Raw genomic sequence first — 15,589 nt, forward strand, 5'->3', positions numbered from 1 at the left:
CCCACGAGGGTTCCCGCCATGTCTTCAGCACTGTCCGCGCCCGCTCAAGTCCCGTTCAACCGCTCCTCCACGCTCGGGAAGGAGCTGCAGAACATCGCCGAGGCGCTGCTCGGCGGGCAGATCGCCGGCGACCAGGTGTTCACCCGCCGGTGCCAGGCGCTGCTCGAGCACCTGACCGGGAGCCGCCAGGCGCTGCTCACCACGTCGTGCACGCACGCGCTGGAGATGGCCGCCCTGCTCCTCAACGTCGGCCCCGGCGACGAGGTCATCCTCCCGTCGTTCACGTTCGTCTCCACCGCGAACGCCTTCGTCCTCCGCGGGGCCAAGCCGGTGTTCGTCGACGTGCGGCCGGACACCTTCAACCTGGACGAGGCGCACCTGGAGCGGCTCCTCACCGACCGCACCAGGGCCGTCGTGCCGGTCCACTACGCCGGGGTCGGGTGCGAGATGGACCCGATCCTCGCCGCGTGCCGCGCGCGGGGCGTGGCCGTGGTCGAGGACAACGCGCACGGCCTGTTCGGGCGGTACCGGGGCCGCCCGCTCGGGACGTTCGGCGCGCTGGCGACGCAGAGCTTCCACGAGACCAAGAACCTTACGTGCGGCGAGGGCGGCGCGCTGCTGGTCAACGACCCGGCGTTCTCCGAGCGGGCCGAGGTCCTCCGCGAGAAGGGGACGAACCGCTCGCAGTTCTTCCGCGGCCAGGTCGCGAAGTACACGTGGGTGGACGTCGGGTCGAGCTACGTCATGTCCGACGTGCTGGCGGCGTTCCTGTACGGCCAGTTGGAGCAGTGGGAGCGGGTGCAGGCGAAGCGGAAGCAGGTGTGGGACTACTACCACCTGCACCTGGCCGACTGGGCCGCGACGCTCGGGGTCCGCACGCCGACGGTGCCGAAGCACTGCGACCAGGCGTACCACATGTACTACCTGGTGATGCCGACCCTGGACCAGCGCCAGGGCCTCATCAAGCACCTCCGGGACCGCGGCGTGCTGGCCGTGTTCCACTACCAGCCGCTGCACCTGTCCGAGATGGGCCAGCGGTTCGGCGGGCGGCCCGGCGACTGCCCGGTCTCGGAGATGGCCGGCGACTGCCTCGTCCGACTGCCGTTCTTCAACGACCTGTCGACGGCCGACCAGGCACGGGTCGTCCGCGAGGTCCGGGCCTGGTCCGGCCGGTGACTCGGGTCGATGAGTTCCTGTAGCCGGCCTCTGTGAGGCCGGGCCTTCGCGAGTCCCGCAGCACCGGCCTCACAGAGGCCGGCTACATTGAGCAACCAGCCAGACTTCAGGAGTTTCACGTTTCGAGTTCCACGTTTCGAGTGCCGAACGAGTTGGGCGTTGAACTTTGAACCTTGAACTCGATACGTGAAACTCCCGGACTTGCTCTGAGAGGGTGCGATGGCGGGCGTAAAAGCGATCCTGTCGCGGCCGTGGGCGTACCGCCTGTTCCAGAGGGCGGTCGGTGCGGCGCGGCTCCGCGCCGTGTACGTCCGCCGGTACGTTCGGCCGTTCCCGGGGGCGCGGGTGCTCGACATCGGGTGCGGGCCGGGCGACATCCTCGACTCGCTCCCCGGCACCCGGTACGTCGGGGTGGACCTGAGCCCCGAGTACATCCGCGAGGCCCGCGAGCGGTACGGCCCGCGCGGCGAGTTCGTGTGCCGGTCGGTGAGCGACCTCGTCGTCGAGCACGCCGGCTCGTTCGACATCGTCCTGGCCAACGGCGTGCTGCACCACCTCGACGACACGGAGGCCGATTCGCTCCTCGCCGTGGCACGGCAGGCGCTCGGGCCCGGGGGCCGGTTCGTCTCGTTCGACGGGTGCTACGCGCCTGGCCAGAACCGGTTCGCCCGGTGGATGCTCGACCACGACCGCGGCACCCACGTCCGCCGCCGCGAGGAGTACCTGCGGCTCGCGCGCGCCCGCTTCCCGGCCGTCGAATCGCACCTGCACCACCGATTGCTCAACATCCCGTACACGCACCTCGTCATGGTCTGCACGCAGGGTTAGTGCGTCACCGTTCCGCCGCGGCGGCCGGCGAGGCGCGGTCGATGCTGCCGGCCATCTGCCGCGCCAGCCTGTCGATGTTGTCCGGGTGGAACACCTCCAGGTGCCCCATCGCGACCGAGTGCAGTTCGACCCGACCGGTCGTGAGCCCCTGCCAGCCCAGGTGCGGGTCCACGTTCACGACCGCGTTCCACAGGTCGATGGGCACCTCGGCCCGGAACAGGCTCACGGTCCCGTGCATCTTGCCGCCGGGACGGTAGCGGCGCGCCGCGGTCTGGAGCGCCACCCACACGTCGCGGAGCGCGTCCTGCGGGAGCGCGTCGAGGGCCGGGTGCGTCGGGAACAGGAGCCGCTCCAGGCCCGCGAGCCGGATCACGCGGTTCCCCAGGTTCCGCACGCGGCGGACCGCGTACCGGACCCCGCCCTCGCGGCGGAACAGGTTCCGCGCGTGGACCGCGAGCCGGCGGCGGAGCGGGAGCGGCGGCGGGTACCCCGGGGCGTTCATGTCGAACACCACCACGAGCGGCACCTCGTGCCCCAGCGCCTGGAGTTGCAGCGCCACCTCGACCGCGACGAGCGCCCCGATCGAGTACCCCGACAGCAGGTACGGCCCCTGGGGCCGCGCGGCGGTGATCTCCCGCACGTACTCGGCGGCGATCTCCTCGAACGACTCCGGGGGCCGGCGGCCGCCGTCGACGCCGACCGCCTTGAGCCCGTACACCGGGTAGTCGGCCCCGAGGGCCCGGGCGAACTTGTGGAACGTGAACACGTGCCCGCCGACGCCGGCGATCATGAACAGCGGCGGCTTGTGGCCCCCGGTCTGGAGCGGGACGAGGACGCTCGGCGTCCCCATCTCCAGCCGGTTCTGCACGAGCACCGCCAGCTTCTCGACGGTGGTGGCCTCGTACATCGCGCCCAGCGGGATCGTGTGCCCGAGCCGCCCCGAGACGAGCGCCACGACCTCGGCGGCCTTGAGGGACGTGCCGCCGAGGTCGAAGAAGTCGTCGGTCACGCCGAGGTTCGGGTTCCCGAACACGTCGGCCCATATCGCGAGCAGGTCGCGCTCGGCGTCGGTCCGCGGGGCCACCCGCGCCCGGCCCGGGGCCGCGGGGACCGGGGCGCGGGTCGGGGCCGGGAGCGCCTTGCGATCGACCTTCCCGTTCGGGGTCATCGGCAGCGCGTCGAGGAACACGACCGGGCCGGGAACCATGTACGCCGGGATCCGCTCGCGCGCGTGCTGCCGGACGGCTTCGGGCGTGGGGGCCGCCCCCGGCCGCGGGACGACGTACGCGACCAGCTCCGCCGGGTCGCCGGTCACGTGCGCGACCGCCGCGGCCACGAGCGGGTGCGCCGCCAGCGCCGACTCGACCTCGCCCAGCTCGATGCGGTACCCGCGGACCTTCACCTGGTGGTCGATGCGGCCCAGGCACTCCAGCACGCCGTCGGGCCGGAGCCGGGCCAGGTCGCCGGTCTTGTAGATGCGCCGGCCGGGGTCCGCGGGGTCGGCGACGAAGCGGCCCGCGGTGAGTTCCGGGCGGTTCAGGTAGTGCCGGGCGAGGCCGTCGCCGCCGATGTAGAGTTCGCCGACCTCCCCGACCGGGACTTGTTCGAGCCGCGGGTCGAGGACGTACACCTGCGTGTTCGCGATCGGGTGGCCGATGGGGACGGCCCCGGCGACGCGCCCGACGCGGTGGACCGTGGACCACACCGTCGTCTCGGTCGGGCCGTACAGGTTCCACACCTCGCCGGCGCGCTCGAGGAGGCGGCCGGCGAGTTCCGGCGGCATCGGTTCGCCGCCGCAGAACGCCTTGAGCCCCGGCCGCCCGGCCCACCCCGCGGCGAGGAGCAGCCGCCACCGGGTCGGGGTCGCCTGGAGGACGGTCGCGCCGGTGCGGTCGAGTTCCTCCGCGAGGCGGACCCCGTCGGCGGCGTCGGCCCAGCGGAGCACCGCCACCCGCGCGCCCGCGATGAGCGGGAGCCACAACTCCAGGTGGTGGATGTCGAACGAGATGGTGGTGACCGCGGCGACGACGTCGTCCCGCGACAGCCCCGGCTCCCGCTGCATCGAGACGAGGAAGTTCACCAGGGCCCGGTGCTCGACGGCGACCCCGTTCGGGCGGCCGGTCGAGCCGGACGTGTAGATCACGTAGGCCAGGTTCGCGGGCGTGCCCGAGTGCGGGAGCGGGCCGGTCGGCCCGCGGCCGATGGCGTCCCGCTCGGCGTCCAGGTCGACCACCCGCGCCCCGCCCGCCGGGAGGAGGTGCGCGAGGTGCGATTGCGTGACGACGACCGGCGCGGCGCTGTCTTCGAGGTACAGTTTCAGCCGCTCGGCGGGGAAGTCCGGGTCGAGGGGGACGTACGCGCCGCCGGCCTTCCACACGCCGAGCAGGGCCGCGACCATCTCGGCCGTTCGGTCGAGGCAGACGCCGACGAGCACGTCCGGCCCGACGCCCCGCTCGCGGAGGTAGTGCGCGACCTGATTCGCGCGGGCGTCCAGTTCGGCGTAGGTGAGTCCCACGCCCCCGCTCTCGACGGCGACCCGCTCGGGCGCCCGGGCGGCCTGCTCGGCGATCAACTCGTGCGCGAGGTGGTCCCGGGGGTAATCGGCCGCGGTGTCGTTGAGTGCGGCGAGGATGTCCCGTGACGCGGCGGTGGCGTTCGGGAGTCGGTCGACGAGGGTGCCCGGTTCGCTCACGGCCGGCCGGTCCGTCTCACCCACGGTCGCCCCGGCCAGCGGCCCGGCCCGGTCCAGCGTGTCCGTTCCACGCGACCCCGTTGAAAGATCGGACGGCAGCAACTGGGACATCGGACGCCTCTTCTTGCGGAGTTCGAGACCATTGTTCTTTTGCAAGCCTGGAGCGTGCGCACCGACGCCGACGGACCCGTTCCGGCCACCTTTTCGGAGCAATCGCGGTGCCAACTCCGACCGTGCGTGGGTCACCCCGGGCCGGCGACCGCCTCCCGGAGGAGCCGGGCGACGAGTTCCTGGTTGTTCTCGCGAAAGATCTCCAGGTGCCCGGCCGGGACAACGTGCCGCTCGACCCCCCCGGTCGCCCACCGGCCCCACCCCTTCATCGGGTCGTCGAACACGCACCCCGGCCAGTCCTCCGGCGTCTCGGACGCGAACAGGACGATCCGGCCGTCGAACGTGCCCGACGGCCAGTAGCGGTCGCGGGCCTTGGTCAGCGCCCCCCAGACCCGCTTGAGGTTCTCCTGCGGCACGAGGTCCATCCCCGGCACCCCGGGGGCGTCGAGCCAGTGCAGGTTCAGCGCCCCCAGGGCGCGGCTCCGCACCCTCCGGAACCGGTCCCGGATGTACCCCAACCGGCCGGGGGCGCGGGCGAACCGGACGAGGTGCCGCCACGCGCGGCGGACCGGCGACGGCTTCCGCGGGTACCCCGGGGCCAGCATGTCGAACACGATCACGTGCGGCACCTGCTTCCCGGCGGCCCGCAACTGGATGGCGAGTTCGAGCGCGATGACGGCCCCGATCGAGTACCCGCCGACGACGTAGGGGCCGTCCGGCCGGGCCGCGACGATCTCCCTGAGGTACCGCGCCGCGATCTCGGTCATCGACTCCAGCGGCCGCTCCGTGCCGTCCACGCCGACCGCCTTCAACCCGTACGACGGCTGGTCCGGCCCGAGGTGGCGCGCGAACTGGTGGAACGCGAACACGTGCCCGCCGGCCCCCGCGATCAGGAACAGCGGCGGCCGCCCGCCCCCGGGCTGGAGCGGAACGAGGCACCCGCGGCCCAGCTCCAGTTTCCGCTGGATGACGGCCGCCAGGCCCCGGATCGTCGGCGCCGCGAACAGCGCGTCGAGGGGGACGCGGTGCCCGAGCCGGGCCTCGATCCGGGCCATCAGCACCGCGGCCGAGAGCGAGTGCCCGCCGAGGTCGTGGAAGCTGTCCGTCACGCTGATCGGGCGGACGTTCAGGAGCTCCTCCCACAGCGGGAGCAGCGCCCGCTCGGCGTCGTTCGCCGGCAGCTCGAACGCCGCTTCGGGCTTGGCCGCGGCGCGGTCCGGCGGCCGGAGCGCGGCCCGGTCGACCTTCCCGTTGGGCGTCAGCGGCAGCGCGCCCAGCGCGACGAACTGCGCCGGCACCATGTACTCGGGCAGCTTCACGCGGAGGAACTTGGCCAGCTCGTCCGGCCGCGGGTCGGCCCCCGGGTGGGGGACGACGTAGGCCGCGAGGGAGGCGTGGTTCGCGGCGTCGCGGTGGTGCTGGACCACGCACTCGCGGACCGCCGGGTGGGCCGCGAGGACGGCCTCGACCTCGCCCAACTCCACCCGGAACCCGCGCACCTTCACCTGCTGGTCCATGCGGCCCAGGAACTCGATGGTCCCGTCCGGGAAGTACCGGGCCAGGTCGCCGGTCTTGTACAGCCGGTGCGTGTCGCCCGGGTCGGAGCCGGGCGCCCGGGGCGTCAGCGGGTCCGGGACGAACCGCTCGGCCGTCAGCTCGGGGCGGTTCAAGTACCCGTCGGCGAGGACCGGGCCGCCGATGTGCAACTCGCCCGGGACGCCGACCGGTACGGGGCGGAGCCGCGAATCGAGGACGTGGTAGCGGGCGTTGCGGATCGGGCGGCCGTACGGAATGCTCGGCCACGCCGGGTCGACGGTGCCGATCGGGTACCAGTTCGACCAGATCGCCGCCTCGGTCGCGCCCCCGAGGCTGACGACGCTCGCCCCCGGGAACGCGGCCCGCACCTGGTCCGGGAGGGCGACGGGGATCCAGTCCCCGGAGAGCAGCACGAGCCGGAGCGGGTCCCGGCCGTCCCGCGGGCGGTCCCGGTCGAAGAACGGTGCGAGCTGCTGGAGCGCGGCCGGGGCCGAGTCCCAGATGGTGACCCCCTCGGTGCGGAGCACGCGGGCGAGCCGGGCCGGGTCGCGGAGTTCGTCCTCGTCGGCCACGCGGACCGAGCCGCCGGCCCCCAGTACCCCGAACACGTCGTACACCGAGAGGTCGAAGCTCAGCGAGGTGACGAACAGGAGCCGGTCCCGCGGCCCCACCAGGAACGTGGCGTTCACCCAGTCGAGGACGTTCACCACGGCGGTGTGCCGCAGCACCACCCCCTTGGGGCGGCCGGTGGAGCCCGAGGTGTAGATGACGTAGCACACGTCGCCCGGCCGGCCCACGGGGTCGGGGTCGCCCGGGTCCAGGGCCGCGAGGTCGGGCGCGATCTGCTCGACGCACAGGCACCGGGCGTCGCCCTCGGGGAGCCGGTCGAGTAACGCCCGCTCGGTCACGACGAGGGGCGCCCGGGTGTCGCCGAGCATGAACGCGAGCCGGTCCCGGGGGTACACCGGGTCGAGCGGCGCGTACGCCCCGCCGGCCTTGAGGATGCCGAGCACCGCGACCACCGCCTCGGCCGACCGCCGCAGGCACACGCCCACGAACGTGCCGGGCGCGACCCCCTGCGCCCGGAGGTAGCGGGCCAGGCGGTTGGCCCGCTCGTTCAGCTCGCGGTACGTCACCTCGCGGCCCCCGGCCACCACCGCGACCGCGTCGGGCTGCTGGCGGGCGCGGGCCTCGAACAGGTTGTGGATGCACAGGTCGCGGGGGTAGTCGCCGGCGGTCGCGTTCCACTCGCGGACGATCCGGTGCCGCTCGGCCGGGCCCAGGAGCGGCAGGTCGCCGACGGCCGCGTCGGGGTCGGCGCACGCGGCTGCGAGCAGGACCAGGTAGTGGCCCCCGAGCCGCTCGATCGCCGCCGCGTCGAACAGGGCGGTGTTGTACTCGATCCAGATGGACAGGCCGCCGTCGGGGGCGTCTTCGAGCCCCATCCGCAGGTCGAACATCGCCGTCCCGTTGTGGACCGGGACGTTCTCCGCCCCGAGCGGCCCAACGCGTTCGGGCACGATCGCGATGTTCTGGTACTGGAACACGATCTGGAAGAACGGCTGGCGGGACGGGTCGTAGGGGGGCTGTACCGCCCCGACGAGCGCCTCCAGGTCCACGTCGGAGCCGGCGAACGCCTCGGTCCGCGTGCGGCGGGCGCGGGCCAGCACCTCGCGCACCGTCGGCTCGCCGCTCAGGTCGGTGCGGAACACGAGGGTGTTGGTGAAGAACCCCACCACGTCGCGGGTCTCGGGCCGCTGCCGGTTCGCCACGGGCACGCCGATGAGGAGGTCCGTTTGGCCCGTGTACCGGTGCACGAGGGTCTGGAACACCGCCAGCCCGACGAGGAACCGGCTGGACGCCTCCCGAACGGCCAGGTCGTCCACGGCGGCGACGAGGTCGCGCGGGACCGGGAAACTGTGGACCGCACCGCGGAACGTCTGGGCCGGCGGCCGGGGCCTGCTAAACGGGAGGTCGACCGGCGCGAGCGGGAGCCGGAGCGCCTCCTTCCACTTGTCGAGTTGCCCCTGGTACTCGGCGGTGGCGACGTGCTCGCGCTGCCAGGCGGCGAAGTCCCCGTACTGGATCGGGAGGGGCGGCAGCACCGGGGCGCGGCCCTCGCACCCGGCCGCGTAGAACTCGCCGAAGTCGCGGAAGAAGACGCCGACCGACCAGCCGTCCGTGACCGCGTGGTGGAAGTTCACCCACAGGTAGCACTCGTCGTCCGCGGCCAGCAGGAGCCGCGCGTCCCACAGCGGGCCGGACGCCAGATCGAACCGGCGGCGGGACTCGGTCAGTGCCCGCTGCCGGGCCGCCCCGGGCCGGGCGGCCGGTGGGAGGTCGCGGAGGTCGGTCACGGGGAGGTCGACCGGCCCGGGCGGGGCCACGACCTGGGAAAGCTCACCCCCGTCGTTGACGAGTCGGGTGCGCAGCGCCTCGTGTCGCGCGACCGTGGCCCGGAGCGCCTCGCGGCCGGCCGCGGGGTCCATCGGGCCGGCGAGCCGCAGGAGGAAGAAGACGTTGTACACCTCGGGGTTCGGGATGATCTGGTCGAGCATCCACAGCCGGCGCTGCCCGGCGGTCGCGGGCACCCGCCCGCGGGGGCCGGCGAGCGCGGGAACGGTCCGCCGCGTTGCCGGCGCGGCGGGGACCGTCTCGGTGGGGCTGCCCGGGAGGCGAAGCATGGTCGATCTCGGCGGGGGACGAGGGCTGAGCGGCCGCTGAGATTCGTGGGGTCCAGAGCGTGGGTCGGCCCTGTCGGGCGACCGGTCCCGGGCGCGAGGTGCCGCGGGCGGGTCGGCACCCACGCCGTTCCTTGGAATCCTCCGGTCGCGGTGCGGCCCCTCGGCACTGGCTCACCCCGGCGGGTGAAACGAGCAGAATTTCCGGCGGGGACGGCACGCGCGAACGACACCCGAGTAAGCGAACCGTGTGCCGGGTCGCCGGCGCAAGCTGAAATCTGTTCAGCACCTTACACCCCCCGGCGGGACACTCGGTACAACCGTTCCTGGTCAGAACTTGTACCGGCCGCCCCGCGGTGGGGCGTTCGAGTGTGCAGTCCCCGGCCAATTGGCGCGCCGTCTGCTTTGACACCGCCGCCGTTGCGCACCGCCGCGGCACACGTTGGGTCTGAGGACGCCATGTTAGCCAAGCCGCTTCCCGAGGTACGCAGGTTCCGAACCGAAGTCCGCGACCTCTTTGCGACGGCCCGCAAGACCTGGCGAATGCTCTCCCGTTCGCACCGCTACTCCCTCCTCGCGGCCGTGTCGATCATGGCCGTCGGCGGGTTCACGGCCACCGCCATCCCCCTGCTCTCGGGCAAGCTCGTGGACCGCGTCGCGCACGGCATCCAGGCCGGCGAGGCGCGGCCCGTCGTGCTAGAGTCCGTCGCGTACGTCCTGTGCGCCATCGGCGCGCTCGTCCTCGTCCGCGAGTTGCTCCAGGTGCTCCGCCGGTACCTGGTCGAGAACACGTGCACGCGGATCGAGCGGCACATGAGCGTGAAGGTGATCGCGCACATCATGCAGGCCGACCTGTCGGGGCTGACGCACGAGCGGATCGGCACCCTGCACGGGAAGGTGTTCCGGTCCGTCGGCGGGTTCATGCGGCTCCTGCGGCTGTCGTTCCTCGACTTCTTGCCGGCCCTGCTGATCGGCGTGTTCGCCATCACGACGGCGGTGTGGAAGGAGCCGTGGCTCGGGATCGCGATGCTCGGCGTGATCCCGGCGTCGCTGACCCTCACGGTCTGGCAGTTGATGTCGCAGAAGCGGGTGCGGCTCAAGCTCCTGCGGGTGAACGAGGAGATGGACGGGACCGTGGTCGAGCTGCTCGGGGGGCTCGACTACGTCCGGGTCGCGAACGCGAACGCCCAGGAGCTGAAGCGGGTGGCCCGGGCGGCCGAGCACAAGCGGTCCAAGGAGCTGAAGCACCACGTGGCGATGTCGTTCTTCGGGGCCGGCAAGGCGATCGTGGAGGGCATGTTCCACGTCGGGGTCCTGGCCCTCGCCGCGTACCTCGCCATCTCGGGGAGCATCAGCTTCGGCGACATCCTCACGTTCTCGATGCTCTACCTCAGTGCGATGGCCCCGCTCAACGAGGTCCACCGGGTGCTCGACGAGGGCCACGAGGCGAGCCTCCGCGTCCTCGACCTCCAGGACCTGCTCGCGCTGCCCGTGGACCCGTCGTTCAAGACCCCGACGCACACCGACCCGCGGCTCGACGACACCGTGCCGGTGGTCCGCGTCGAGGGGCTGCAGGTCGAGTACGCCCTGCCCGACGGCCGCCCGGCCCGGGCGCTGAAGGGGATCGACCTGGAGATCCGCGCCGGCGAGACGATCGGCGTGGCCGGGAAGTCCGGGTGCGGCAAGTCCACGTGGCTCAAGGTGCTGATGCGGCTCCTCCACCCGAAGGGGGGCCGCGTGTGGGTGATGGGCGTGCCGCTCGAAGAGGTGTCGCGGGAGGCGATCAGCCACCTCATCGGGTACGTCGGCCAGAACCCGTTCGTGTTCAGCGGCACGATCGAGGAGAACATCACCTACGGGTGCTCGAAGTACCTCCCCGAGGACGTGGTGCGGGCCGCGAAGATGGCCTGCATCCACGACGAGATCCTGGCCATGCCCGACGGGTACCGCACCGCGGTCGCCGAGCGCGGGGGGAACCTGTCCGGCGGGCAGCGGCAGCGGATCGCGCTGGCCCGCGTGTTCCTCCAGAACCCGCCGATCCTGGTGCTCGACGAGGCCACCAGCGCCCTCGACACGATCAGCGAGCGGCAGGTCCAGCACGCGATCGGCACGGCGAGCCGGAACCGCACGGTCATCATGGTCGCCCACCGGCTCAGCACGTTCGCCGACGCGGACCGGATCTTCGTGTTCGACGACGGCCGCCTCGTCGAGACCGGCCCGTACGAGGGGCTCCTCGCCCAGGACGGCCTGTTCGCCGAACTGGTGCGGGCCGCCGAGACCAAGTCGGCCGACGCCCAGTCGCCGGTCGCGGTCGCCGCGGGCTGAGCCCCGCGCCTGCACCCTCCCCTGGCCCCGCCGCGGACCGCCCGCGGCGGGGTTTCTTTTTCTGTTCCGCTTGACACGAAACAAACGTTTGATACACTTCAAGCGACCGATTGAAACATTTGTTTAACCCAGGCCGATTCTCTCCCATGGCCCGCGAAAAGACAGTGCCCCCGGCGGACGGCCCCGGTGAGGGTGGGGCCGACCCCGACGCCCGCGAGCGGCTCCTGGCCGCGGCGCAGGACGCCTTCGCCGAGAACGGGTTCAAGGGGGCGACCGTGCGCGACATCTGCCGCGCGGCGGGCGCGAACGTCGCCGCGGTGAACTACTACTTCGGCGACAAGGAGCAGCTGTACATCGAGGCGGTGAAGCGGGCGCACACGTGCGCCGGGCGGATGGACACGTTCCCGGTGCCCCCCGCGGGCGCGCCGCCGCTCGACAAGCTCCGCGGGTTCGTCCGCGAGATGGCGACCCGGATGCACGCGCCGGCGAGCCCGGCCGCGATGAAGCTGATGATGCGCGAGATGGCCGACCCCGGGAAGGCGGCCCACGTGGTCGTCACCGAGTTCATCCAGCCCGCGGCGTTCGCGCTCCGGGCGATCCTCCGCGAGCTGCTCCCGCACCTCGACGAGCAGCACCTGCTGATGACCGGGTTCAGCGTGATGGGGCAGTGCCTCTTCTACCGGCAGAACCGGCCCGTGACGGAGCTGATCTTCGGCCGGGAGGCGGTCGCCGCACTGAACGTGGACGCGGTCGCCGACCACGTGGTGCGGTTCACGCTGGCGGCGCTGGGGCACGCGGAGCCGATCGGTGGGGAGTCGTCAGGTCCGCGGGTCATCAAGTCTTCAAGTCGTGCAAACCCCCGCCGAGGTTCCTGACCCGAGGACTTGGTGCCCTGAAGACCTGAAGACAGGAGCAGAGATGAACTGGGTCGCCTTGAAGATGCTGATGGGGGACAAGGCGAAGTACCTCGGCATCGTGTTCGGGGTCAGCTTCGCCGCCCTGCTCATGGCCCAGCAGAGCGCCATCTTCTGCGGGCTCATGCGGAACACGACGAGCCAGATCCGCGACATCCAGGGCGCGGACCTGTGGGTGATGGACCGGAACGTGCAGTTCGTGGACGACACGAAGCCGCTGTCGGAGAACGCGCTGTACCGGGTCCGCGGCGTCGAGGGGGTGCGGTGGGCCGTGCGGCTGTACAAGGGGCTCGCCCGCGCCCGGCTCGACGACGGCAACTTCCAGCAGGTCATCCTCATCGGCGTGGACGACGCGACGCTCACCGGCGCGCCCGCGGTCGAGCAGGGCAAACTGCTCCACGGGAAGCTCGAAGACCTGCGGCGGCCCGACGCGGTCATCATGGACGAGTTCGGCTGGCGGTACCTGTACGGGGACGAGCCGTTCGCCCCGGGCAAGTCGATCGAGATGAACGACAAGCGGGCCGTGGTCGTCGGCCTCGCGAAGTGCAACCCGACGTTCCAGACGTTCCCGATCCTGTACTGCACGTACACGCAGGCGGTGAAGTACGTCCCGCAGGAGCGGAAGACGCTCACGTTCGTGCTGGCCAAGGCCGCCGACGGGGTGACCCCGGAGCAACTCTGCGAGCGCATCGAGCAGCAGACCGGCGACCTGCGGGCGCTCACCGACGAGCAGTTCTTCTGGTCGACCATCGGGTACTACCTGAAGCGGACCGGCATCCCGATCAACTTCGGCATCACCGTGGCGCTCGGGTTCTTCGTCGGGTGCGCGATCGCCGGGCAGACGTTCTACCTGTTCACCATCGAGAACCTGAAGCAGTTCGGGTCGCTCAAGGCGATGGGCGTGAGCAACGGGCGGCTGGTGCGGATGATCATGCTCCAGGCGCTCGTCGTCGGCACCATCGGGTACGGGCTCGGGGTCGGCGGGGCGGCGCTGTTCGGGTACGTGTTCGAGCGGGTGGTGACGAACGCGCCGCCCGCGTTCCACTTCCCGTGGCAGGTGCTCGCGCTCACGGCCGGGGCGGTGTTCGTCATCATCACCGTGTCCGCGGCCGTGAGCCTGCGGCGGGTGCTGTTCCTCGAACCGGCGGTCGTGTTCCGGTGAGCGGCGGGGTTCGTCCGTGCGGGCCATGAGCCCGTGCCACCAAGACCAGAGGTGAGTCATGACGGCCGCACTGGCACAGGCACCCCGGGAGGCGCTCGCAGGGAAGCGTGCGATCCGCCTCTCGGGGGTGACCAAAGAGTTCGGCACCGGCGACACCAAGACCGTCGCGCTGGCCGACATCAACATCGACCTGCCCTACGGCGAACTGGTGCTGCTCGTCGGCCCGTCGGGGTGCGGGAAGACGACGCTCATCTCCGTCGTCGCCGGCCTGCTGGACGCGACCCGCGGCGAGGTCGAGGTGCTGGGCGAGAACCTGACCCGCATGGGCAACGGCCGCAAGGTCCGGTTCCGCGGCGACAACATCGGGTTCGTGTTCCAGCAGTACAACCTGCTGCCCGCACTCACCGCCGCCGAGAACGCCTGCGTGCCGCTCCTCATCGCGGGGTGGGACCGGGCGAAGGCCGTCGCGAAGGCGAAGGATCTGCTCGCCGCCGTCGGGCTCAAGGACCGGCTGAACTCGTACCCGAACCAGCTCTCGGGCGGGCAGCAGCAGCGGGTCGCGATCGCCCGCGCCCTCGTCCACGAGCCGCGGCTGCTGGTGTGCGACGAGCCGACGGCGGCGCTCGACGCGCACAGCGGCCGCACCGTGATGGACCTGATCCGCAAGGTCGCCGTGCAGCCCGACCGGGCCGTCGTCGTCGTGACGCACGACAGCCGCGTGTACGACTTCGGCGACCGCATCGTCTCAATGGCCGACGGCCGCGTCGAAAGCGTCGAGGCCAAGCCCGCGAACGCCTGATGCCCGATTGATATTGACGGCCTCACGCGGGCCGCCACGGAGGGCGGCCCCTACAGAACGAAGGCGAAACTTCTGGTAGGGGCCGCCCTCCGTGGCGGCCCGCCAGCCACCTCCTGCGTACCCTCGCAGGACTTCAACAGAACAAGCGCCAGACCCATCTCACCAGAGGTGCCCGATGCTCACCCGATACCTCTTGCCCGTGTTGGCCGTCGTCGCGTTCTCGTTCGCGATGATCCAGATGACGAAGGCCCAGCAGCAACCGCCGCCCGTCAGCCCGCCGGTCGACCCGGGGAAGTCGCCGTTCGGCAAGCAGGTCGCCGGGGCCGGGATCGTCGAGCCCGAGACCGAGAACATCTCCGTCGGCACGCACGTCCCCGGCGTCGTGCGGGCCGTTCACGTCCGCGTGGACGACCGCGTCACCCCCGGCGCGCCGCTCTTCGAGCTGGACGACCGGCAGATGGCCGCGGAACTCACCGTGCGGCAGTCCATGCGCGACAGCGCCGCGGCCCAGCTCGCGAAGCTCGAAGCGATGCCCCGCCGCGAGGAGCTGCCGCCGCTCGAGGCGAAGGTCGAGGAGGCGAAGGCCAACGTCGAGGACAAGGTGCGGCTGTTCGAGCGGGCCAAGCGCGAGATCGACACCGGCGTCGGCTCGGGTGAGACTTTCGACACGCGGCGGATGAGCGTGGACGTCGCCAAGGCCCAGCTCCGCCGCGTCGAGGCCGAACTGGACCTGACCCGCGCCGGCGCGTGGAAGTTCGACACCGCCGTGGCACGCGCCACCCTCACGCAGACCCAGGCCCAGGTGGACCAGACCAAGACGGAACTCGAGCGGCTGCGGGTCGCGGCCCCGCGGATCCGCAAGCCGGGGGCGGACCGCACCCGCGAGCCGATCCCGTCGTCGGACCTGCTCGAACTCCGCGTCCTCCAGGTGAACGTGCGGCCCGGCGAGTACGTCGGCGCGACGCCCGGTCAGGCGATCATCGTGCTCGGCACGGTCGGCCGCCTGCACGTCCGCGTGGACATCGACGAGAACGACATCGCCCGGTTCAAGCCGGGGATCAAGGGCACCGCCACCCCCCGCGGCGAACCGGGCACGCGGCTCCCGCTCTCGTTCGTCCGCGTCGAGCCGTACGTGATCCCGAAGAAGTCGCTGACCGGCGGCAACACCGAGCGCGTCGACACGCGCGTCCTGCAGGTGATCTACGCCATCGACGTCCCGAACCCGACGCTCTACGTCGGCCAGCAACTCGACGTGTCGCTCGACGCCGGCGGGTGATGCACCATTGCCCTTTGGTGAACGAACATGCCGGTGCTCCCACGAAATAGTCCCGCGGGTGCGAGTTCTTCTGGCCTACGCGGCTGTTT

9 protein-coding genes are annotated in these 15,589 nt (G+C 71.8%); 7 read left to right on the forward strand and 2 right to left on the reverse strand.

The features are described from left to right. The first annotated feature begins 18 nt into the window (after positions 1-18). Both rffA and ACTIGN_RS22565 read left to right on the forward strand, forming a co-directional pair. Positions 19-1,176, forward strand: coding sequence for a dTDP-4-amino-4,6-dideoxygalactose transaminase (rffA, locus tag ACTIGN_RS22560; protein WP_439628049.1), 1,158 nt, complete (start codon positions 19-21; stop codon positions 1,174-1,176). A gap of 219 nt (positions 1,177-1,395) precedes the next feature. Beyond that, positions 1,396-2,004: a class I SAM-dependent methyltransferase gene (locus ACTIGN_RS22565; protein WP_439628050.1), complete on the forward strand. Its 609-nt coding sequence runs from the start codon at positions 1,396-1,398 to the stop codon at positions 2,002-2,004. Between the two features lie 4 nt (positions 2,005-2,008). On the opposite strand, the gene ACTIGN_RS22570 is transcribed toward ACTIGN_RS22565, so the two are convergent. Further along, on the reverse strand, positions 2,009-4,807 hold the full coding sequence (locus ACTIGN_RS22570; RefSeq protein WP_439628052.1) for a non-ribosomal peptide synthetase: 2,799 nt from the start codon (positions 4,805-4,807) through the stop codon (positions 2,009-2,011). A gap of 131 nt (positions 4,808-4,938) precedes the next feature. Then, complete coding sequence (locus tag ACTIGN_RS22575) at positions 4,939-9,027, reverse strand: non-ribosomal peptide synthetase (protein WP_439628054.1); 4,089 nt, start codon at positions 9,025-9,027, stop codon at positions 4,939-4,941. A 540-nt stretch (positions 9,028-9,567) separates the two neighbouring features. Between ACTIGN_RS22575 and ACTIGN_RS22580 the strand changes: the two genes are divergently transcribed. The 5 genes from ACTIGN_RS22580 to ACTIGN_RS22600 all read left to right on the forward strand — a co-directional run bounded on the left by ACTIGN_RS22580 (position 9,568) and on the right by ACTIGN_RS22600 (position 15,500). Next, positions 9,568-11,349 carry an ABC transporter ATP-binding protein gene (locus ACTIGN_RS22580; protein ID WP_439628056.1) on the forward strand — a complete coding sequence of 594 codons (1,782 nt, stop codon included), beginning with the start codon at positions 9,568-9,570 and terminating at the stop codon, positions 11,347-11,349. A 146-nt stretch (positions 11,350-11,495) separates the two neighbouring features. Further along, on the forward strand, positions 11,496-12,224 hold the full coding sequence (locus tag ACTIGN_RS22585) for a CerR family C-terminal domain-containing protein (RefSeq protein WP_439628058.1): 729 nt from the start codon (positions 11,496-11,498) through the stop codon (positions 12,222-12,224). 43 nt (positions 12,225-12,267) lie between these two features. Next, positions 12,268-13,425 carry an ABC transporter permease gene (locus ACTIGN_RS22590; protein ID WP_439628060.1) on the forward strand — a complete coding sequence of 386 codons (1,158 nt, stop codon included), beginning with the start codon at positions 12,268-12,270 and terminating at the stop codon, positions 13,423-13,425. Positions 13,426-13,483: 58 nt separating this feature from the next. Next, on the forward strand, positions 13,484-14,224 hold the full coding sequence (locus ACTIGN_RS22595; RefSeq protein ID WP_439628062.1) for an ABC transporter ATP-binding protein: 741 nt from the start codon (positions 13,484-13,486) through the stop codon (positions 14,222-14,224). A 175-nt stretch (positions 14,225-14,399) separates the two neighbouring features. After that, a complete protein-coding gene (locus tag ACTIGN_RS22600; protein ID WP_439628064.1) occupies positions 14,400-15,500 on the forward strand; it encodes an HlyD family secretion protein in 1,101 nt (366 codons plus the stop codon). Positions 15,501-15,589: the final 89 nt, after the last annotated feature.

The organism is Gemmata sp. (assembly GCF_051859125.1).
Lineage (GTDB): Bacteria > Planctomycetota > Planctomycetia > Gemmatales > Gemmataceae > Gemmata.

Coding starts and splice junctions, on each gene's coding strand:
- rffA (WP_439628049.1), top strand. CDS start 19: ATGTCTTCAGCACTGTCCGCGCCCGCTCAAGTCCCGTTCAACCGCTCC.
- ACTIGN_RS22565 (WP_439628050.1), top strand. CDS start 1,396: ATGGCGGGCGTAAAAGCGATCCTGTCGCGGCCGTGGGCGTACCGCCTG.
- ACTIGN_RS22570 (WP_439628052.1), bottom strand. CDS start 4,807: ATGTCCCAGTTGCTGCCGTCCGATCTTTCAACGGGGTCGCGTGGAACG.
- ACTIGN_RS22575 (WP_439628054.1), bottom strand. CDS start 9,027: ATGCTTCGCCTCCCGGGCAGCCCCACCGAGACGGTCCCCGCCGCGCCG.
- ACTIGN_RS22580 (WP_439628056.1), top strand. CDS start 9,568: ATGCTCTCCCGTTCGCACCGCTACTCCCTCCTCGCGGCCGTGTCGATC.
- ACTIGN_RS22585 (WP_439628058.1), top strand. CDS start 11,496: ATGGCCCGCGAAAAGACAGTGCCCCCGGCGGACGGCCCCGGTGAGGGT.
- ACTIGN_RS22590 (WP_439628060.1), top strand. CDS start 12,268: ATGAACTGGGTCGCCTTGAAGATGCTGATGGGGGACAAGGCGAAGTAC.
- ACTIGN_RS22595 (WP_439628062.1), top strand. CDS start 13,484: ATGACGGCCGCACTGGCACAGGCACCCCGGGAGGCGCTCGCAGGGAAG.
- ACTIGN_RS22600 (WP_439628064.1), top strand. CDS start 14,400: ATGCTCACCCGATACCTCTTGCCCGTGTTGGCCGTCGTCGCGTTCTCG.